At 71.8% G+C, this 19,118-nt stretch carries 18 protein-coding genes; 11 read left to right on the plus strand and 7 right to left on the minus strand.

Going from position 1 to position 19,118, the window contains the following annotated elements; all coding sequences use genetic code 11:
• Positions 1–12: 12 nt before the first annotated feature.
• Genes ACFVYL_RS16645 through paaA form a run of 5 tightly spaced genes read right to left on the minus strand, consistent with a single transcriptional unit; the run spans position 13 to position 3,689 of the window.
• Entirely contained in the window at positions 13–1,098 is a 1,086-nt protein-coding gene (locus ACFVYL_RS16645; protein WP_389716324.1) for a 2Fe-2S iron-sulfur cluster-binding protein, read from the minus strand.
• A complete protein-coding gene (paaD, locus tag ACFVYL_RS16650) occupies positions 1,098–1,598 on the minus strand; it encodes a 1,2-phenylacetyl-CoA epoxidase subunit PaaD (protein ID WP_389716326.1) in 501 nt (166 codons plus the stop codon). The genes ACFVYL_RS16645 and paaD overlap by 1 nt, the downstream gene beginning before the upstream one ends.
• Positions 1,592–2,353, minus strand: a complete 762-nt coding sequence (paaC, locus tag ACFVYL_RS16655; RefSeq protein WP_389716328.1) for a 1,2-phenylacetyl-CoA epoxidase subunit PaaC — start codon at positions 2,351–2,353, stop codon at positions 1,592–1,594. The genes paaD and paaC overlap by 7 nt, the downstream gene beginning before the upstream one ends.
• On the minus strand, positions 2,350–2,640 hold the full coding sequence (gene paaB, locus ACFVYL_RS16660) for a 1,2-phenylacetyl-CoA epoxidase subunit PaaB (RefSeq protein WP_361896546.1): 291 nt from the start codon (positions 2,638–2,640) through the stop codon (positions 2,350–2,352). The genes paaC and paaB overlap by 4 nt, the downstream gene beginning before the upstream one ends.
• On the minus strand, positions 2,637–3,689 hold the full coding sequence (paaA, locus tag ACFVYL_RS16665) for a 1,2-phenylacetyl-CoA epoxidase subunit PaaA (protein WP_389716330.1): 1,053 nt from the start codon (positions 3,687–3,689) through the stop codon (positions 2,637–2,639). The genes paaB and paaA overlap by 4 nt, the downstream gene beginning before the upstream one ends.
• 185 nt (positions 3,690–3,874) lie before the next feature.
• Here paaA and ACFVYL_RS16670 point away from each other — a divergent pair, with 185 nt between their 5' ends.
• From ACFVYL_RS16670 to ACFVYL_RS16680, 3 genes are read left to right on the plus strand one after another with little or no spacing between them, the layout of a single operon-like run.
• A complete protein-coding gene (locus ACFVYL_RS16670; RefSeq protein WP_389716333.1) occupies positions 3,875–4,861 on the plus strand; it encodes a DUF5819 family protein in 987 nt (328 codons plus the stop codon).
• The gene (locus ACFVYL_RS16675) at positions 4,858–6,120 is read left to right on the plus strand and encodes an HTTM domain-containing protein (RefSeq protein WP_389716335.1); all 1,263 of its coding nucleotides are present in this window, start codon (positions 4,858–4,860) and stop codon (positions 6,118–6,120) included. Before ACFVYL_RS16670 ends, ACFVYL_RS16675 begins: the two co-directional genes overlap by 4 nt.
• A 10-nt stretch (positions 6,121–6,130) precedes the next feature.
• Complete coding sequence (locus ACFVYL_RS16680; RefSeq protein ID WP_389716338.1) at positions 6,131–6,916, plus strand: TrmH family RNA methyltransferase; 786 nt, start codon at positions 6,131–6,133, stop codon at positions 6,914–6,916.
• A 42-nt stretch (positions 6,917–6,958) separates the two neighbouring features.
• On the opposite strand, the gene paaN is transcribed toward ACFVYL_RS16680, so the two are convergent.
• On the minus strand, positions 6,959–8,650 hold the full coding sequence (paaN, locus tag ACFVYL_RS16685) for a phenylacetic acid degradation protein PaaN (RefSeq protein WP_389716341.1): 1,692 nt from the start codon (positions 8,648–8,650) through the stop codon (positions 6,959–6,961).
• Between the two features lie 197 nt (positions 8,651–8,847).
• On the opposite strand from paaN, the gene ACFVYL_RS16690 reads away from it, so the two are divergent.
• Positions 8,848–10,359, plus strand: coding sequence for a 3-hydroxyacyl-CoA dehydrogenase (locus ACFVYL_RS16690; protein ID WP_389716343.1), 1,512 nt, complete (start codon positions 8,848–8,850; stop codon positions 10,357–10,359).
• Positions 10,356–10,949: a TetR/AcrR family transcriptional regulator gene (locus ACFVYL_RS16695; RefSeq protein ID WP_389716344.1), complete on the plus strand. Its 594-nt coding sequence runs from the start codon at positions 10,356–10,358 to the stop codon at positions 10,947–10,949. Before ACFVYL_RS16690 ends, ACFVYL_RS16695 begins: the two co-directional genes overlap by 4 nt.
• A 32-nt stretch (positions 10,950–10,981) precedes the next feature.
• On the opposite strand, the gene ACFVYL_RS16700 is transcribed toward ACFVYL_RS16695, so the two are convergent.
• Positions 10,982–11,437 carry an Lrp/AsnC family transcriptional regulator gene (locus ACFVYL_RS16700; RefSeq protein ID WP_389716406.1) on the minus strand — a complete coding sequence of 152 codons (456 nt, stop codon included), beginning with the start codon at positions 11,435–11,437 and terminating at the stop codon, positions 10,982–10,984.
• Between the two features lie 378 nt (positions 11,438–11,815).
• Between ACFVYL_RS16700 and pdhA the strand changes: the two genes are divergently transcribed.
• The 6 genes from pdhA (at position 11,816) to ACFVYL_RS16730 (ending at position 19,112) form a co-directional block, all read left to right on the plus strand.
• Entirely contained in the window at positions 11,816–12,961 is a 1,146-nt protein-coding gene (gene pdhA, locus ACFVYL_RS16705) for a pyruvate dehydrogenase (acetyl-transferring) E1 component subunit alpha (protein ID WP_389716346.1), read from the plus strand.
• On the plus strand, positions 12,958–13,974 hold the full coding sequence (locus ACFVYL_RS16710; protein WP_389716348.1) for an alpha-ketoacid dehydrogenase subunit beta: 1,017 nt from the start codon (positions 12,958–12,960) through the stop codon (positions 13,972–13,974). The genes pdhA and ACFVYL_RS16710 overlap by 4 nt, the downstream gene beginning before the upstream one ends.
• On the plus strand, positions 13,974–15,470 hold the full coding sequence (locus ACFVYL_RS16715) for a dihydrolipoamide acetyltransferase family protein (protein ID WP_389716350.1): 1,497 nt from the start codon (positions 13,974–13,976) through the stop codon (positions 15,468–15,470). The genes ACFVYL_RS16710 and ACFVYL_RS16715 overlap by 1 nt, the downstream gene beginning before the upstream one ends.
• Positions 15,471–15,583: 113 nt before the next feature.
• Entirely contained in the window at positions 15,584–16,546 is a 963-nt protein-coding gene (locus tag ACFVYL_RS16720) for an NTP transferase domain-containing protein (RefSeq protein ID WP_389716352.1), read from the plus strand.
• Positions 16,543–18,018 carry a molybdopterin molybdotransferase MoeA gene (locus ACFVYL_RS16725; RefSeq protein WP_389716355.1) on the plus strand — a complete coding sequence of 492 codons (1,476 nt, stop codon included), beginning with the start codon at positions 16,543–16,545 and terminating at the stop codon, positions 18,016–18,018. The genes ACFVYL_RS16720 and ACFVYL_RS16725 overlap by 4 nt, the downstream gene beginning before the upstream one ends.
• A complete protein-coding gene (locus tag ACFVYL_RS16730) occupies positions 18,006–19,112 on the plus strand; it encodes a potassium channel family protein (protein WP_389716357.1) in 1,107 nt (368 codons plus the stop codon). The genes ACFVYL_RS16725 and ACFVYL_RS16730 overlap by 13 nt, the downstream gene beginning before the upstream one ends.
• The last annotated feature ends 6 nt before the right edge of the window (positions 19,113–19,118 follow it).

Here is a 19,118-nt window from a genome sequence, read left to right on the forward strand (position 1 = left end):
GGGCGGGCGGGGTCAGCGGTCGAAGTCGAGCTCCACTGTGTCCGTCGCCGGACGGGACTGGCACGCCAGCACATATCCCGCTTCCGTCTCCTCCGGCTCCAGCGCGAAGTTGCGGTCCATCCGCACTTCGCCCGAGACGCAGAAGGCGCGGCAGGTGCCACACACCCCGCCCTTGCAGGCGTACGGCGCGTCGGCGCGGTTGCGCAGCACCGTCTCCAGAAGGGTCTCGCCTTCCATGACGGGCCAGGTGCCGGAGCGGCCGTCGAGGGTCGCCGTCACCGTGCTGTGCGCGGGCGCGGCGAGCGCGGGGGCCGTGGCGTCGGTGGGGGCAGTGGAGAGGCCGTCGTCCACGTGGAAGATCTCCTCGTGGATGCGGCGGCGGGGCACGCCGAGAGCGCGCAGCGTCCGCTCGGCGCCCTGCACCAGGCCGAACGGGCCGCACAGGAACCACCCCTCGATCTCCGCCACGGGAAGCAGCGCGGGCAGCAGCCGGGTGAGGCGCTCCTCGTCGAGCCGCCCGGAGTCGAGGCCGGACTGCTGCTCCTCCCGGGAGAGCACGGTCACCAGCTGGAACCGGTCGGGCCAGCGGTCCTTCAGGTCGGCGACTTCTTCCAGGAACATCGTCGAAGCGGCGGTGCGGTCGCTGCGTATGAGGCAGAAGTCCGCTTTCGGTTCGCGCTCCAGGAGCGTCGAGACGATGGAGAGCACCGGGGTGATGCCGCTGCCGCCGACGATCGCCGCATAGTGGCCGGGGGCCGGGTCCAGCGTGAAGCGCCCGGCGGGGGTCATCACCTCCAGTTCGTCGCCGATGGCGACTTCCTTGAAGGCGTACGTGGAGAAGGCGCCGTCCTCCACGAGGCGCACGCCGACGCGCAGGGACCGGGGCTCGTCGGGGGCGTCGAGGGACGGAGCCGGGGAGCAGATCGAGTACGTACGCCGGATCTCCGTGCCGTCGGCGAAACGGCGGACGGCGAGGTGCTGGCCCGGAGCGAACCGGAACTCCTCGCGCAACGAGGGCGGCACGTCGAACGTCAGCGTCACGGAGTCGTCGGTCAGCCGGTCGACCGCCGCTACCCGGAGCGGGTGGAAGCGGGCCATCACAACTCCTTGAAGTGGTCGAAGGGTTCGCGGCAGGAGACGCAGCGGCGCAGCGCCTTGCAGGCCGTGGAGGAGAAGCGGCTGAGCAGTTCGGTGTCGGTCGAGCCGCAGTGCGGGCAACGGATCGACAGGCTCAGGGCGACAGGCCCGTCCGTCGCGTGGGAGCGCGGGGGAGCTATGCCGAACTCGGCCAGTTTGCGGCGGCCTTCGGCGCTGATGTCGTCCGTCGACCAGGCGGGGGAGAGCACCGTGTGCACCGAGACCTCGGACATGCCGTGGTCGTGCAGCACCTGCTCGATGTCGGCCGTCATGGCCTCTATCGCCGGACAGCCGGTGTACGTCGGGGTGAGCTCGACGTCGACCTTGCCGGTAGCGAGGACCCGTACACCACGCACCACACCGAGCTCGGCCAGGGTGAGCACGGGCAGCTCGGGGTCGGGCACCGAGCCCGCGAGGGCCAGGAGCTCCGTCTCCAGGGCGGTGGGCGCGGTGGTCACCATGACGCCCCCGGGTGGCTGCGGTGCAGGTGCTGCATTTCGGCGAGCATCCGGCCGAACGGCTCGGTGTGCAGGCCCTGACGTCCGGCGCCTGCCGACCATGCGCCGGACTGCGGGCCCTCGGGCACGGTCAGTGTCGCCCGCTCGATGACCGCCGTCACCGACGAGGTCCAGCTCTCCCGCAGCTTGTGCCAGTCGACCGTCAGCCCGGCCACGGGCTGGAACATCTCGCCGGTGAACCGCCACAGCGCGTCGAGTCCGCGCTGCATCCGCGCGTGGCTCTCGTCCGTGCCGTCACCGAGGCGCAGCGTCCACTGCTCGGCGTGGTCCTGGTGGTAGGCGACCTCCTTGACCGCCTTCGCGGCCAGGGGGGCGAACTCACCGTCTCCGGCGGCCAACTGGCCGTACAGCAACGTCTGGTAGGTGGAGAAGCAGAGCTGGCGGGCGATGGTGTGGGCGAAGTCGCCGTTCGGCTGCTCGACCAGCTGGAGATTGCGGAAGGCGCGCTCTTCGCGGAGGTACGCCAACTCGTCCTCGTCGCCGGCCAGGGAGAGCAGGATGCGGGCCTGGCCGAGCAGGTCGAGGGCGATGTTCGCCAGCGCGACCTCCTCTTCGAGGACGGGGGCGTGTCCTGCCCACTCCCCCAGGCGGTGGGAGAGCACCAGGGCGTCGTCGCCGAGGGCCAGAGCGGGGAGGGCCGGGGTGTCGACGGCGAGGGGGGCCGGGGTGGTCGCAGATGAGGGGGCCGGGGTGGTCACAGGTGCTTCACCCCTTCCGGGATCTCGTAGAACGTCGGGTGGCGGTAGGGCTTGTCGCCGGCCGGCTCGAAGAAGGAGTCTTTCTCGTCCGGGGAAGATGCGGTGATCTCGGTGGACGGCACGACCCAGACGGAGACGCCCTCGCTCCTGCGCGTGTACAGGTCGCGGGCGTTGCGCAGGGCCATCTCCGCGTCCGGGGCGTGCAGGCTGCCCGCGTGAGTGTGGGAGAGCCCGCGGCGGGAGCGGACGAACACCTCCCACAGCGGCCAGTCGGTCGAGCTGCTCATGCTGTCGCCTCTCCGTGCTGTCCGGCGTCGCCGTGCGGGCCGGTCACGTCCGTACGCTTCGCGGCCGCCTGCTTGCCGGCATACGCCGCCGCGGCTTCCCTGACCCAGGCGCCCTCTTCATGGGCGCTTCGGCGCTGGGCGATGCGCTGGTCATTGCAGGGGCCGTTGCCCTTGAGGACGTCCCAGAACTCGGTCCAGTCGATCGGGCCGAAGTCGTGGTGGCCCCTGGACTCGTTCCACACCAGGTCCGGGTCCGGGAGCGTCAGCCCGAGCGACTCGGCCTGGGGGACGCAGATGTCCACGAACCGCTGGCGCAGCTCGTCGTTCGAGTGGCGCTTGATCTTCCACGTCATCGACTGCTCGGAGTGCGAGGACTCGTCGTCGGGCGGGCCGAACATCATCAGGGAGGGCCACCACCAGCGGTTCACCGCGTCCTGCGCCATGTCGTGCTGGGCCTGGGTGCCGCGGCTGAGGGCGAGCAGCGACTCGTACCCCTGGCGCTGGTGGAAGGACTCCTCCTTGCAGACGCGGACCATCGCGCGTGCATACGGGCCGTACGAACAGCGGCACAGAGGGACCTGGTTGGTGATCGCCGCGCCGTCCACGAGCCAGCCGATCGCGCCGACGTCCGCCCAGGTCAGCGTGGGGTAGTTGAAGATCGACGAGTACTTCTGGCGGCCGGAGTGGAGCTTGTCGAGCAGCTCGTCGCGGCTGGTGCCGAGGGTCTCGGCCGCGCTGTAGAGATACAGGCCGTGACCGGCCTCGTCCTGCACCTTGGCCATGAGGATCGCCTTGCGCCGCAGGGAGGGGGCGCGGGTGATCCAGTTGGCCTCCGGCTGCATGCCGATGATTTCGGAGTGCGCGTGCTGGGCGATCTGGCGGACCAGGGACGCGCGGTAGGCGTCCGGCATCCAGTCGCGCGGCTCGATGCGCTCGTCGGCGGCGACCGCCGCGTCGAAGGCGGTCTGCTGCTCCGCCGTGCGCGCGGCGGTGGACGCCGCCTCGTCCGGCTCCGTCGTCGCCGCCTGGTGTGCGGCTGCTGTCGCCATCTCGGTCCCCCTCGACCCTGATGCGAACCGCCCGACCGATCGTTCGGTTCGTTGAATTCAATGGTGCGGCCCTCCGCCATAAGGTGTCAACCCTGTGGATAACTTCACGGGCGCTGTGCGTGGCGGGCAGGCCTGAGTACCGTTCCGGCGGCAGGGTTCGGTGCGCGATCGGGGAACGGGGCGGAATGGACGGGTACGACAAGGGCTCGGGCGGTGGGCCCGCCGTGCCTGACGAGCCCGGTCCGGCGGCCGAGCGGAGGGCGTCGGCCGAACAGGTAACGTCGGCCGAGCCCAGCGGGGGTGTCCGGTCGAGACCGACGGATGGGGCGCCGTCGGTGGACGAATCCGGACCGGAGGACGGGCCGGAGCCGGAGGACGGGCCAGAGTCGGCGGACCGGCCGGAGTTGGCGGACGAAGCCGAGCCGCAAGTGCGGGTCGGTATCGCCGGGCTCAAGCTCGGGTATCAGATCGCCGCGGCGTGCGCCCTCGCGGTCGTCGCCGCGGCCGCCTGCGTCCACATAGGAATGCTCTTCCTGCACGTCGCGCCCTCGAACACGGTGACCAAGCAGCACGGCGACGTGGTCGACGACTGGATCTATCCCGAGTTCGAGCAGAACTGGAAGCTCTTCGCGCCCAACCCGCTCCAGCAGAACGTCGCGGTGCAGGCCCGGGCGGAGCTCCGTACGGCCGACGGGGCCATGCGGACCACGGACTGGTACGAGCTGTCCGCGCAGGACGGCGCCGCTATCGACGGCAGCCTGCTGCCCAGCCATACGCAGCAGAACGAACTCCGCCGGGCCTGGGACTTCTACGTGGGGTCGCACGACGCGAAGAATCGTCCCGTCGGTCTGCGCGGCCAGCTCTCCGAGCGCTACGTCCGCCGTATCGCGTACATGCGGCTCGACCGGGAGGCTCCGGGCGGCAAGGGCGACAAGATCGCGAACGTCCAGCTGCGCTCGAAGACCACGAACGTGCCGCTGCCGAAGTGGAGCGAGGAGAAGATCTCCACCAAGCCGTCGTACCGGCTGCTGCCCTGGTGGCCGGTGAAGCCCGGGGATCTGCCGCTCAGTGAGGGTGAGAGCAGTGCGCGGAGCGTGCGCGGGGCGCCCGGCACCGCTTCATCCGCGACCACGCACCGGCCCGTCTCGCCCACGAAGGGGATCGCCCGGTGACCCGTCTCGAACACCCGCTGGCACGGGGCCTCAACCGCGTCACCGGGTTCGCCCTCGGCCCGTACCAGTCCGCGGTGATCCGCATCGGCTTCGCCGCCACCTGGTTGTTCTTCCTGCTCCGCGAACTCCCCCACCGCCAGGAGATGTACGGGCCCGACGGCCCCTGGAGCTGGGACATGGCGCAGCAGCTCATCGCGAGCAACGGCGCCTTCACCGCCCTGATGTGGTCGGACGGGCAGATCTGGTTCGAGGTCGTCTACGCGCTCGCCATGGTCAGCAGCGTCCTGCTGCTGCTCGGCTGGCACACGCGGGCGATGTCCGTGCTCTTCATGATCGGTGTGCTGTCGCTGCAGAACCGCAGCATCTTCATGGGGGACGGTGGCGACAACGTCATCCACTTGATGGCGACCTATCTGGTCTTCACCCGGTGCGGTCAGGTGTGGTCGCTGGACGCGCGGCGTGCGGCACGCGCGCGTGGAGAGGGGATGGAGCGGCCGGTCGACCGGGCGGGGCCCGCGCTGTGGTGGGTGTGCGGGCTCGGCCTGTCCTTCGTGACGTTCACGGGGGAGGTCAGCGGCGGGTGGCTGCTGTTCTTCTGGGGGCTGCTGCTGGTGCACGGCCTGTGGTGGGCCGTGGGGCGGCGCGCGCCGGGGAGCGAGCTGCGCAAGCTGCTCGACGTCGTGGCCAATCTCGCCCACAGCGCGGGCCTGTTGGTGATCATGGTCGAGGCCTGTCTGATCTATTCGACAGCAGGCTGGTACAAGATCCAGGGGAGCCGCTGGCAGGACGGCACGGCCGTCTACTACCCGCTGAACCTCGACTACTTCTCTCCGTGGCCCGCGCTCTCCGAACTGCTCGCGTCGCACGGCGTCATGGTGCTCCTCGTGACGTACGGAACGGTCGCCGTACAGGTGGCCTTCCCCTTCACGCTCTTCAACCGCAGGGTCAAGAACGTCCTCCTTGCGGCCATGATCGTGGAGCATGCCGTGATCGCGGTCGTCCTGGGGCTGCCGTTCTTCTCGCTGGCGATGATCGCGGCCGACGCGGTGTTCCTGCCGACGACGTTCCTGCGCCGTATGGGCGGCTGGGCTGCACGCGCGCGTGGAGGGGTGGTTTCCCGTCTGCCGCTCTCCCGCCTCCCGCTCTCCGGCCCTCCTCTTTCGCGCTTGCGCCGCCTCTCCGGTGGCGGCGGTCTGCCGGAGCAGCGCGCCGCGGACGGGAAGCGGGACGAGGAGCCCACCGAGTCGGCGCGCGCGTAGGCTGCACTCCATGAACAGCACGGACGGGGCGGGCCCCGAGGGCGCCGTACGCGCCTGGCGCCAGATCGCCGACTCCTCCGTGCTGCTGGACGGTTTCCACGCGATCAAGCATGCGCTGCGCTTCGGTGCGCGGGTGCCGGTCGCGCTGACCAGCGACCGGTCGGCCGTCCTGGCCCTCGCGGACGACCTCGCGCCGGATGTCACCGAAGCGCTCGGCGCGCTCCTGGTGGAGGTCCCGGACGAGCGGCTGCGCGCCCTCGTGCCGCGGTTGCACCCCACGGCGGTGGCCGCCCTCGCGGCACGTCCCTCGCGTGCGGCCAACCTCGAAGCGCTGGGGCGTACGGGCAGGCCGGCGCCCGTCGTCGTGCTCGACGACCCCCGCAACCTCGGCAACGCCGGAGCGGTGATCCGTCTCGCCGCGGGGTTCGGGGCGACCGGTGTCGTGACGACCGGCACCCTCGACCCCTGGCATCCCACGGTCGTACGGGGTGGCGCGGGCCTGCACTTCGCGACGGCCGTGGAGCGCATGGACGTGTCGGAGCTGCCGCCGGGCCCGGTCTTCGCGCTCGACGCGGAGGGCGAGGACATCAGAGGGCTGAAGATCCCGGACGACGCCGTGCTGGCCTTCGGGTCCGAGCGCAGCGGTCTCTCGGACGAACTTCGGCACCGCGCCGATCACTTGGTGTCCCTGCCGATGCGCCCGCAGGTCTCCAGCTACAACCTCGCGACGAGTGTCGGCATGACGCTCTTCCACTGGTCGGCGTCCTCGGGGTGGCCCCCGGAGATGCCGCACTGACACCTCCGGCAGCCGGGCCGCCTCTGGCCCCCCACGTCGCGATCAGGCGTCCTTGCGGATCTCCACCACACGGAAGCGGTTGGCGACGAACGCGCCGTCGCACAGTGCGGCGTTCGCCGCGGGGTTGCCGCCCGAGCCGTGGAAGTCCGAGAACGCCGCTGTCTGGTTCACATACACGCCGCCCGTGAGGTTCAGGGACAGCTGGGCGCACTCCTCGAGGCAGGCCTCCTCCACGGCGGCGGAGAGCTCCTCCGACGTCGTGTACGCCCCGACGGTCATCGCTCCCTTGTCGCGCACCGTACGGCGCAGCAGGTCCACGGCGTCCGCCGCCGAGTCGACGGCTACCGCGAAGGAGACCGGGCCGAAGCACTCGCTGAGGTAGGCCGCCTCGGCGTCCGGCTTGGCGCCGTCCAGCTTGACGATCACCGGAGTGCGGACCACGGCGTCCGGGAACTCCGGGTTGGCGATCTCCCGTGAGGGGAGGGCGACTTCACCGAGGCCGGCGGCCGCTTCCAGCCTGGTCTTCACGTCGGGGTTGACCAGCGCGCCGAGGATGCCGTTCGCCCGGGCGTCGTCGCCGAGCAGGCCGCTCACCGAGGCCGCGAGGTCGGACACCACGTCGTCGTACGACTTGGCGCCGGCGTCCGTCCGGATGCCGTCACGCGGGATCAGGAGGTTCTGCGGGGTGGTGCACATCTGGCCGCTGTACAGGGACAGGGAGAAGGCGAGGTTCGCCAGCATGCCCTTGTAGTTGTCCGTCGACTCGACGACGACGGTGTTGACCCCGGCCTTTTCCGTGTAGACCTGCGCCTGGCGGGCGTTGGCCTCCAGCCAGTCGCCGAACGAGGACGATCCGGTGTAGTCGATGATTTTGATCTCGGGGCGCAGGGCGAGCGTCTTGGCGATGCCCTCGCCGGGGCGCTCGGCGGCCAGGCACACGAGGTTCGGGTCGAAGCCCGCCTCCGCGAGGACCTCGCGGGCGATCCGCACCGTCAGCGCCAGGGGCAGCACCGCGCGCGGGTGCGGCTTGACCAGGACGGGGTTACCGGTGGCGAGCGAGGCGAACAGGCCCGGATAGCCGTTCCACGTCGGGAAGGTGTTGCAGCCGATCAGGAGCGAGATGCCGCGCGCCACGGGCGTGAAGCGCTTGTTCAGCGCGAGCGGGTCGCGCTTGCCCTGGGGCTTGGTCCACTCCGCCGCGTCGGGAGTGCGGGCCTGCTCGGCATACGCGTACGCGACCGCTTCCATGCCGCGGTCCTGGGCGTGCGGCCCGCCCGCCTGGAAGGCCATCATGAAGGCCTGGCCGCTGGTGTGCATGACCGCGTGCGCGAGCTCGTGCGTGCGGGCGCTGATCCGCGACAGGATCTCCAGGGAGACCATCGCGCGCACCTCCGCGCCGGCGTCGCGCCAGGCGCGCATTCCGGCGCGCATCGCGGGGAGCAGGGTGTCGACGTCCGGGTGCGGATAGGTGATGCCCAACTCGGGGCCGTACGGCGAGACTTCGCCGCCCACCCAGTCGTCCGTGCCGGGCTGGTCGAGGTCGAAGCGGGTGCCCTGAAGGGCGTCGAAGGCGGCCTTGCCCTCGGGCAGGCTCAGGCTCCCGTCCTCCCCGTACGCCTTGGGGTGTTCGGGGTGGGGGGACCAGTACGCGCGCGAGCGGATGGTCTCCAGCGCCTGGTCGAGGGTGGGCCGGTGCTTGGCGATCAGCTGGTGCGCGGTGAGTTCGGCGGCCATGACGGGACCAACTCCTCCTCGGCCGGCTCTTCGTCGAGCCGGCGAGCTGGGCAGGGACGGTGGGCAGGAACGCTCTGACACAGCTAGAGTAACCGAACGATCGGTCGGGACAAGGGGGTCCGCCAAACCTGTGGACAACTTCTTCACGGTCACCCCCGGACCCTGCGGCCGACGGGCCGTGCGGGAGGATCGCGAGCATGACAGCACTCGAGCTCAGCAGCGCCGTTGCCGTGGTCGGTACCGGAACCATGGGGCAGGGCATCGCCCAGGTCGCCCTGGTCGCGGGCCACGCCGTGCGGCTGTACGACGCCGTGCCCGGCCGCGCGAAGGCGGCGGCCGACGCGATCGGTGCCCGCCTGGACCGGCTGGTCGAGAAGGGCCGCCTCACGGCCGAGGACCGCGCCGCGGCAGGGGCCCGGCTCAGCCCTGCCGAGAGCCTCGCGGAGCTCGCCGACTGCGGTCTCGTCGTCGAGGCGGTCCTGGAGCAACTGGACGTCAAGCAGCGGCTCTTCCAGGAGCTCGAGGAAGTCGTCGCCGAGGACTGTCTGCTCGCCACCAACACCTCGTCCCTCTCCGTGACCGCCGTCGCCGGCCCGCTGCGCAGGCCGGGCCGCTTCGTCGGCCTGCACTTCTTCAATCCGGCCCCCCTGCTCCCCCTCGTCGAGGTCGTCAGCGGCTTCGCGACGGACGAGGCGGCGGCCACGCGCGCGTACGAGACCGCCAAGGCCTGGGGCAAGACCCCGGTGCGCTGTGCGGACACCCCCGGCTTCATCGTCAACCGCATCGCACGGCCCTTCTACGCCGAGGCGCTGCGCCTGTACGAGGAGCGGGCCGCCGACCCCGCGACCATCGACGCCGTCCTGCGCGAGTGCGGCGGCTTCAAGATGGGCCCCTTCGAGCTCACCGACCTCATCGGTCAGGACGTGAACGAGGCCGTCACGCGCTCCGTCTGGGAGTCCTTCTTCCAGGACCCCAAGTTCACGCCCTCGCTGGCCCAGCGCCGCCTCGTCGAGTCGCGCCGCCTCGGACGGAAGTCGGGACAGGGCTGGTACGCGTACGGGGACGACGCCCCGCGCGCGGAACCGCACACGGCCCCGCCCGGGAAGGCGCCGGCCTCTGTCGCCGTCCACGGCGACCTGTTCCCGGCCGACGCCCTGCCCGGCCTGATCCGCGAGGCGGGCATCAAGGTCCGCCGCAGCGAGGGCGCCCCCAGCTACCCCGGCTTCATCGAGCTCCCCAGTGGTGTCCGGCTCGCCCTGGCCGACGGCACGGCCGCCGACGCCGCGGCGGAGCCCACGGTCCACTTCGACCTCGCCCTGGACTACGCCGCCGCGACCAGGATCGCCCTCGGTCCGTCGAGCCGGGTGAGCGAGCAGGGACTGAAGGAGGCCATCGGCCTCTTCCAGGCACTCGGCAAGAAGGTCAGCGTCATCGGGCACACCCCTGGGATGATCGTGGCCCGCACGGTATGGATGCTCGTCGACTTCGCCCTCGACGCCGTCGGCCGCGAGGTGGCGGACGCCGAGGACATCGACACGGCCATGCGGCTCGGCGTCAACTACCCGCTCGGACCGCTCGAATGGGGCCGCAGGCTCACCGCGTACAGGGTGGCCGAGGCGCTCGACGTCCTGCACGACGAGTACCCCACCGGGCGCTACGCGCCCTCCCAGGCACTGCGGCGCCAGGCCGTGCGAGAGGAATACTCATGACCACCGCCCGGCGGGACACGTACACCCCGGAGACGCTGCTGAGCGTGGCCGTCCGGGTCTTCAACGAGCGCGGTTACGACGGCACGTCCATGGAGCACCTCTCCAAGGCGGCCGGCATCTCCAAGTCGTCGATCTACCACCACGTCGCGGGCAAGGAGGAGCTGCTGCGCCGGGCGGTGAGCCGGGCCCTTGACGGGCTCTTCGGGATTCTCGTCGAGGAGCACGCGCGCGTGGGTACCGCGGTGCAGCGTCTTGAGTACGTCACGCGGCGCACCGTGGAGGTCCTGGTCGCCGAACTGCCCTATGTGACGCTGCTGCTGCGGGTGCGCGGCAACACGGACACCGAGCGCTGGGCCATGGAGCGGCGCAGGGAGTTCGACCAGCAGGTGGCCGAACTGCTCAAGGAAGCCGCCGCGGAGGGCGACCTGCGCTCCGACGTCGAGCTGCGCCTGGCCACCCGGCTGCTCTTCGGAATGATCAACTCCATCGTGGAGTGGTACCGCCCGGAGAGCCGGGGAGCCGCCAACGGCGAGCAGATCGCCGACGCGGTCGTGCAGTTGGCCTTCGCGGGGCTGCGCACCGACCGCTGAGGCGGGGCTGCGCACCGGTCAGCTGTCCGGAGTCAGTTCTCCGGCTCCATGTCGTCCTCCTCGAAGACCAGCAACGTACGCGTACTGAGTACTTCGGGGATGGACTGGAGCCGGGTCAGCACCAGTTCACGCAGGGCGCGGTTGTCCGGTGTGTGCACCAGGAGCAGTACGTCGAAGTCCCCGCTGACCAGGGCGATGTGAGACGCACCCGGCAGTGCGCGCAGCTGCTCGCGCACCGTGCGCCAGGTGTTCTGGACGATCTTCAGCGTGATGTACGCGGACGCGCCCTGTCCGGCGCGCTCGTGGTTGATGCGCGCCCCGAAGCCCCGGATGACGCCGTCGTCGATGAGGCGGTTGATGCGCGCGTACGCGTTGGCGCGTGACACATGGACGCGTTCGGCCACGGAGCGTATCGACGCGCGACCGTCCGTGTGCAGGATCTGCAGGATGTCGCGGTCGATGGCGTCCAGGGGGCGGGGATCCGGCAGCTGCCCCTCCGGAAACCGTCCATCCTGAACCCTTCCTTCCGGAGCCCGGGTGTCCGGAGCTCGGGCCTCCGGAACCCTTCCCTCCGAAGCTCGGGCGTCCGGGATGCCGGTCTCCGGCGCGCGGGCGTCCGGGGTTCGGGGCTCGGCATCGCCGCCGTCCTGCCCGGTGGCCATTCGTTCAGATGCCATGTCCCCCCGCCTCCCTACCATGGACGTACTGCATCCATCCCAGGCTGTGGAGAACCGTTTGTCCACAGCCTGGAGGTGCCTGTAGCCAAAATGTGCCGACGACCGAACAATCGGTAGGTGAGGCGCATCACGTCGACGCGCCTCTTTTCCGCTCCCACGAGGAGACCGCTTCCCCCAGGAGGTGCCGTCATGACGGTCATGGAGCAGCGGGGCGCCTACCGGCCCACCCCGCCCCCCGCTTGGCAGCCCAGGACCGACCCCGCGCCGCTGCTGCCGGACGCGGAGCCGTACCGCGTCCTGGGCACCGCGGCCGCCGAGAAGGCCGATCCGGGGCTGCTGCGCCGTCTGTACGCGGAGCTGGTGCGCGGTCGTCGCTACAACACGCAGGCGACGGCCCTGACCAAGCAGGGCAGGCTGGCGGTCTATCCCTCGAGCACCGGGCAGGAGGCGTGCGAGATCGCCGCCGCGCTCGCTCTGGAGGAGCGGGACTGGCTCTTTCCCAGCTACCGGGACACGCTCGCCGTGGTCGCCCGCGGTCTGGACCCCGTGAGCGCGCTGACCCTGCTGCGCGGCGACTGGCACACCGGGTACGACCCGCGCGAGCACCGCATAGCGCCCCTGAGCACGCCTCTCGCGACGCAGCTGCCGCACGCCGTCGGCCTCGCGCACGCCGCCCGGCTCAAGGGCGACGACGTGGTCGCGCTCGCCATGGTGGGCGACGGCGGCACCAGCGAGGGCGACTTCCACGAGGCGCTGAACTTCGCGGCGGTGTGGCAGGCCCCCGTGGTCTTCCTCGTGCAGAACAACGGCTTCGCGATCTCCGTGCCGCTCGACAAGCAGACCGCCGCTCCGTCCCTGGCCCACAAGGCGGTGGGGTACGGCATGCCGGGTCGTCTGGTGGACGGCAACGACGCGGCGGCGATGCACGAGGTGCTCGGCGAAGCGGTCTCCCGCGCGCGGGGCGGCGGCGGCCCCACGCTCGTCGAGGCCGTCACGTACCGCATGGAAGCCCACACGAACGCCGACGACGCCACGCGGTACCGCCAGGACACCGACGTCGACGCCTGGCGCGACCACGACCCGATCCTGCTCCTTGAGCGGGAGCTGACGGAGCGCGGACTCCTGGACGACGACACGAAGCGGCAGGCGGGCGAGGACGCGGAGGCCATGGCGGCCGACCTGCGCGAACGCATGAACCAAGAGCCCGTGCTCGACCCCATGGACCTCTTCACGCACGTGTACGCCGAGCAGACCTCGCAACTGCGGGAGCAGGCGGCCCAGTTGCGTGCCGAGCTGGAAGTGGCCTCGGAAGAGGCCGAGGAGGAAGCGCGATGACCACGGTCGCGGCGAAGCCGGCCACCAAACCGGCCACGATGGCCCAGGCGCTCGGACGCGCGCTGCGGGACTCCATGGCCGAGGACCCCTCCGTGCACGTCCTCGGAGAGGACGTCGGGGCGCTCGGCGGGGTCTTCCGGGTCACCGACGGGCTCACCAAGGAGTTCGGCGAGGACCGCTGTACGGACACACCGCTCGCCGAGGCGGGCATCCTGGGGACGGCCGTCGGCATGGCGATGTACGGGCTGCGGCCCGTCGTCGAGATGCAGTTCGACGCCTTCGCCTACCCCGCCTTCGAACAGCTCATCTCGCACGTGGCGCGGATGCGCAACCGCACGCGGGGAGCGCTGCCGCTGCCCATCACCGTCCGCGTGCCCTACGGCGGCGGCATCGGCGGCGTCGAGCACCACAGCGACTCCTCCGAGGCGTACTACATGGCGACGCCGGGACTCCACGTCGTCACGCCCGCCACGGTCTCCGACGCCTACGGCCTGCTGCGCGCCTCCATCGCCTCCGACGACCCCGTCGTCTTCCTGGAACCGAAGCGCCTCTACTGGTCGAAGGCCGACTGGAACCCGGACGCCCCGCAGACCGTGGACCCGATAGGCCGCGCCGTGGTGCGCCGCGCCGGTCGCAGCGCCACGCTCATCACGTACGGACCGTCCGTGCCCGTCTGCCTGGAGGCCGCCGAGGCCGCGCGCGCCGAGGGCTGGGACCTGGAAGTGGTCGACCTGCGTTCGCTCGTGCCCTTCGACGACGAGACGGTCGCCGCGTCCGTGCGGCGCACGGGACGAGCGGTCGTCGTGCACGAGTCGGGCGGCTTCGGCGGCCCCGGCGGCGAGATCGCCGCGCGCGTCACCGAGCGGTGCTTCCACCACCTGGAGGCGCCGGTGCTGCGGGTCGCGGGCTTCGACATCCCGTATCCGCCGCCGATGCTGGAGAAGCACCATCTGCCGGGTGTCGACCGGATCCTGGACGCGGTCGCGCGGCTGCAGTGGGAGGCGGAGAGCTGATGGCCCCGGCCTTTGATGTGAACAGTCTGGAATTCAAACTGCCCGACCTCGGGGAAGGGCTCACGGAGGCGGAGGTCGTCCGCTGGCTCGTCGAGGTCGGCGACGTCGTGGCCGTGGACCAGCCGGTCGTCGAGGTCGAGACGGCCAAGGCGATGGTCGAGGTGCCGTGTCCCTACGGAGGCGTGGTGACGGCGCGCTTCGGCGAGGAAGGCACGGAACTGCCGGTGGGGGCGCCGCTGTTGACCGTCGCCGTCGGCGCTCCGGCCGAGGCCGGTGCCGGTGCCCTGGAGACGACGATCGGGGGCCGGGCCCCCGAGGAGCCCGCCGAGCGGGCCCTGCAGACGGCCGCCGAGGAGTCCTCCGGGAACGTCCTCGTCGGGTACGGGACGGCGGCCGCTCCCGCGCGCCGCCGCAGGGTGCGGCCCTCGCGCCCCGCACCGCAGGCAGCCGCCGCGCCCCGCGTGGAGCCCCCGGCACGGGATCAGGTCGCCTCCCTCGCGCGCGGGGACGGCCCCATACCGGTGATCTCCCCTCTCGTCCGCAAGCTGGCCCGGGAGAACGGCGTGGACCTGCGCGCCCTCGTGGGCTCCGGCCCGGACGGGCTCATCACGCGCGCGGACGTCGACGCGGCGCTCACGGCGGACCGCGCGGGCACGCGGGCCACCGACGAGGACGCCGACCGGACCCGGGTGGCCCAGGCGGCCGTCCGCGAGGACGACGAGCTGATCCGCGAGAGCCGGGCCGCAGCACGCCACCAAGTGGCGGCGGGACAGGAGCCGCAACACGCCGGCGCCGTGTCCCGGCACGCGCTGACCGGAATCCGGGGCCTGGTCGCGGACAAGATGGCCCGCAGCCGGCGCGAGATACCGGAAGCGACCTGCTGGGTCGACGCCGACGCGACCGAACTGCTCGCGGCCCGCAAGGCCATGAATGCCGCGCTGACCGAACGGGACGGGGGCCGCAAGGTGTCCCTGCTCGCACTGCTCGCCCGCATCAGCGTGGCCGCGCTGACCCGCTTCCCGATGCTCAACTCGTCCGTGGACATGGAGGCGCGCGAGGTACGGCAGTTCGCCGACATCCACCTCGGCTTCGCCGCGCAGACCGACCGCGGCCTGGTCGTCCCGGTGGTGCGGCACTCCCAGACCCGTACGACCGACTCGATCAACGCGGAGCTGATCCGGCTCACGGAGTCGGCGCGGACGGGCACGCTCACGCCGGGGGAGCTCACCGGGGGCACCTTCACGCTCAACAACTACGGGGTGTTCGGAGTCGACGGTTCCACGCCGATCATCAACCACCCCGAGGCGGCCATGCTCGGAGTGGGCCGGATCGTGCCCAAGCCGTGGGTGCACCAGGGGGAGTTGGCGGTACGACACGTGGTGCAGCTGTCCCTCACCTTCGACCACCGGGTGTGCGACGGCGGTACCGCGGGCGGCTTCCTGCGTTACGTGGCCGACTGCGTCGAACACCCGGCGGTGTTGCTGCGGTCGGTGTGAGGGGTGGGAGGACGGGAGCCTGTCCTCTTGGGGAACCTGAGTGACGTAAGTCCCTTGCCCGTAAGGCCCTTCGCGGGGGTGGCAATGATCCTTCGTATGCCCATACTCAGTGGGTGACCACGAACGAGGGCGGCCCGCCCGAGCCCGCCCAGTCCGCCGCCGCGCCGTACGACGCCGTCGTCCTCGCCGGCGGTGGCGCCGCGCGGCTCGGCGGCGCGGACAAGCCGGGGGTGCGGGTCGGCGGCCGGACGCTGCTCGACCGGGTCCTCGCGGCCTGTGCCGGCGCCGGGACCACCGTCGTCGTGGCCGCGCCGAGGCCGACCGCGCGCTCCGTGGTGTGGGCGCGCGAGGAACCCGCGGGCGGCGGGCCGCTGGCCGCGCTGGCCGCGGGGCTGCGGCGCACCTCGGCGGAGCGGGTGGTGGTGCTCTCGGCCGACCTGCCGTTTCTGGGTGAGCAGACCATAGGCCGCCTGCTCACCGTGCTGCGCGAGAGCGGTGCGGACGGGGCGGTCCTCACGGACCCCGGCGGCCGGGATCAGCCGCTCGTCGCGGTTTACCTGCGGGATGCGCTGTGCCGGGAGATCGCGGGGCTCGCGGAGGAGCGGGGGCTCTCCGGGTTGCCTCTGCGGTTGCTCGTCGCGCGGCTCGAACTGGCTCGGGTTGCCGACCCCGTCGCCGCATTCGACTGCGACACCTGGGACGACATCGCCGCCGCCCGGGCGCGGATCAGGGAGCATGGGCACGTGTTGGATGAATGGATTTCCGCAGTCAAGGACGAGCTGGGCATCGATCTCGATGTCGACACCGGCGCCCTCCTCGACCTCGCCCGCGACGCCGCGCACGGCGTGGCCAGGCCGGCCGCACCGTTGACCACGTTCCTCGTCGGATACGCGGCGGCGCAGGCCGCCGCGCGGGGCGGAACAGCCGACGGCGCCGAGGCGGTGGCCGAGGCGACCCGCAAGGCCGTCGCGCTCGCGGCCCGCTGGACGGACGAGGACCAGCAGGACGAGAAGGCCGGCGCGGCGACCGACGCCGCGACCGACGCATCGCCCCGCACCCGGCCGGACGCCGGATGACCGGGCAACCCGCGCCGGACGCCGATCTGGACGAGGCACTCGCTCTGGTGAACGGCGACCGCGACGGCGACCGCGACCGCGACAAGGTCACGCCCCGGCCGTCCCCAGCGACCACCCCCGCCGCTCGGTCCGTCGCTCGATCCGCCGCCCAGCCCTCCGCCACAACCCAGCCCACCTCGACCTCCACCCCCACCTCCACCTCCCCACCCGCCTCGACATCCGCCCCCACCCCCTGGCCCGCCGCCCGAGTCCGGGCCGAGCGGGCCGCTCCGCGGCCGACGGCCGAGCCCGCCCCGGTTCCCCTGGCCCGGGCCCTCGGGCTGATCCTCGCCGCGCCGCTCACCGCCCTCACGGACCTGCCGTCCTTCGACACCTCGGCGATGGACGGCTGGGCTGTCGCGGGGCCCGGTCCCTGGGACGTGCGGGCCGAGAAGATCCTTGCGGGGCACGGCCGTCCGGACGCGCTCTGCGACGGGGAGGCGGTGCGCATCGCGACGGGCGCCCGTATCCCGCAGGACGCCACCGCGGTGCTGCGCAGCGAGCACGGCACCCTCGACGACAAAGGCAGGCTGCACGCGCGGCGTGAGGTGGTCACCGGCCAGGACATCCGCCCGCGCGGCCAGGAGTGCCGCTCCGGCGACCACCTCCTGCCCGCGGGCTCCCTGGTGACCCCCGCCGTGCTCGGCCTGGCCGCGGCCGCCGGGTACGACACGCTGGCGGTGGTCCGCAGGCCGCGCGCCGAAGTCCTCGTACTGGGCGACGAGTTGCTGACGGAGGGGCTCCCCCACGAAGGCCTCATCCGGGACGCGCTCGGCCCGATGCTGCCGCCCTGGCTGCACGCGCTGGGCGCCGACGTGACCGCCGTCCGGTTCCTCGGCGACGACGCCGAAGCGCTCCACGAGGCGATTCGCGCGTCCGCCGCCGACCTGATCGTCACGACGGGCGGTACGGCGTCGGGTCCCGTCGACCACGTTCACCCGACCCTCGCCCGGGTCGGCGCCGAACTGCTCGTGGACGGCGTCGCCGTGCGCCCCGGGCATCCCATGCTGCTGGCCCGCGTCCGCCCCGGACAGCACCTCGTCGGGCTGCCCGGCAATCCGCTCGCCGCCGTCTCCGGGCTGTTGACGCTGGCCGAGCCGCTGCTGCGTACGCTCTCCGGGCGTGCGAACGGCTGCGGCGGCCCCTCGACGTACACCGCTCCTCTGCGCGACGCCGTGCAGGGACACCCCTACGACACCCGCCTCGTCCCCGTCACCCTGCGATCCGACCGGGCCGTGCCGCTCCGCTTCAACGGCCCGGCGATGCTGCGCGGCATCGCGGCGGCCGACGGGCTCGCGGTCGTACCGCCCGGCGGGGCACGGGAGGGGCAGGAACTGGAGATCCTCGACCTGCCGTGGGCGGTGCCGGACGTGGGTACGGGAACGGGGCCGTACGGCGCGGGCAGCGCAGACGGCGAGGAGTGTTTCACGTGAAACTTCCCGGGCACGACGCGATGGCGCGCCACCCCGAAGAGCAGCAGATGACCCAGCGGATCAAGCTGCCCCGGCGTACGGTCGAACGCCCCTTGCGGCAGGTCACCCGCCGTCTCGCGATGGCGTTGCTGGTGCTCGCCCTGACGACGTTCATCGTCTGGGTGGACCGCGGCGGCTACCACGACAACTCGGACGACCGCGTCGACTTCCTCGACGCCACGTACTACGCCACCGTCACGCTCTCCACCACCGGCTACGGCGACATCGTTCCGTACAGCGACAGCGCGCGGCTCAGCAACATCCTGCTGGTCACGCCGTTGCGCGTGCTCTTCCTGATCATCCTGGTCGGCACCACCCTCGAAGTGCTCACGGAACGGACGCGCGAGGAATGGCGTCTGTCCCGCTGGAGGTCCAACTTGCGTGAACACACCGTCGTCGTCGGATTCGGCACCAAAGGCCGGTCCGCGATCCAGACCGTCCGTGCCACCGGCCTGAAGCCGGACCAGATCGTCGTGGTCGACCCGAGCGCGAAGGTCATCGACGCCGCCACGGCCGAGGGTTTCGCGGGCGTCGTCGGCGACGCGACGCGCAGTGATGTGCTGCTCCGCGCGGAGGTGCAGCGGGCGCGCCAGATCATCATCGCGACACAGCGCGACGACACGGCGGTCCTTGTCACCCTCACCGCACGGCAGCTGAACCGCGGGGCGAAGATCGTGGCGGCGGTGCGCGAGGAGGAGAACGCGCCGCTGCTCCGGCAGTCCGGCGCTGACGCGGTCATCACCAGCGCGAGCGCGGCCGGGCGGCTGCTCGGCCTCTCCGTGCTCAGCCCGAGCGCGGGCATGGTCATGGAGGACCTGATCCAGCAGGGCAGCGGGCTCGATCTGGTCGAACGGCCGGTGATAAAGGCCGAGGTGGGGCTGAACGTACGCGAGACGGACGACCTGGTCGTGAGTGTCGTACGAGGGCATCGCGTGCTCGGGTACGACGACCCGGCCGTGGGGAAGCTGCAGTTGACGGACCGGCTGATCACGATCATCCGCGCCTCACCGGGCACTGCCGTCACCCCGGACCTCAAGCCGCTGCCCCCGAACTGACGCGAG

It is taken from the genome of Streptomyces sp. NPDC058308 (genome assembly GCF_042880275.1).
Lineage (GTDB): Bacteria > Actinomycetota > Actinomycetes > Streptomycetales > Streptomycetaceae > Streptomyces.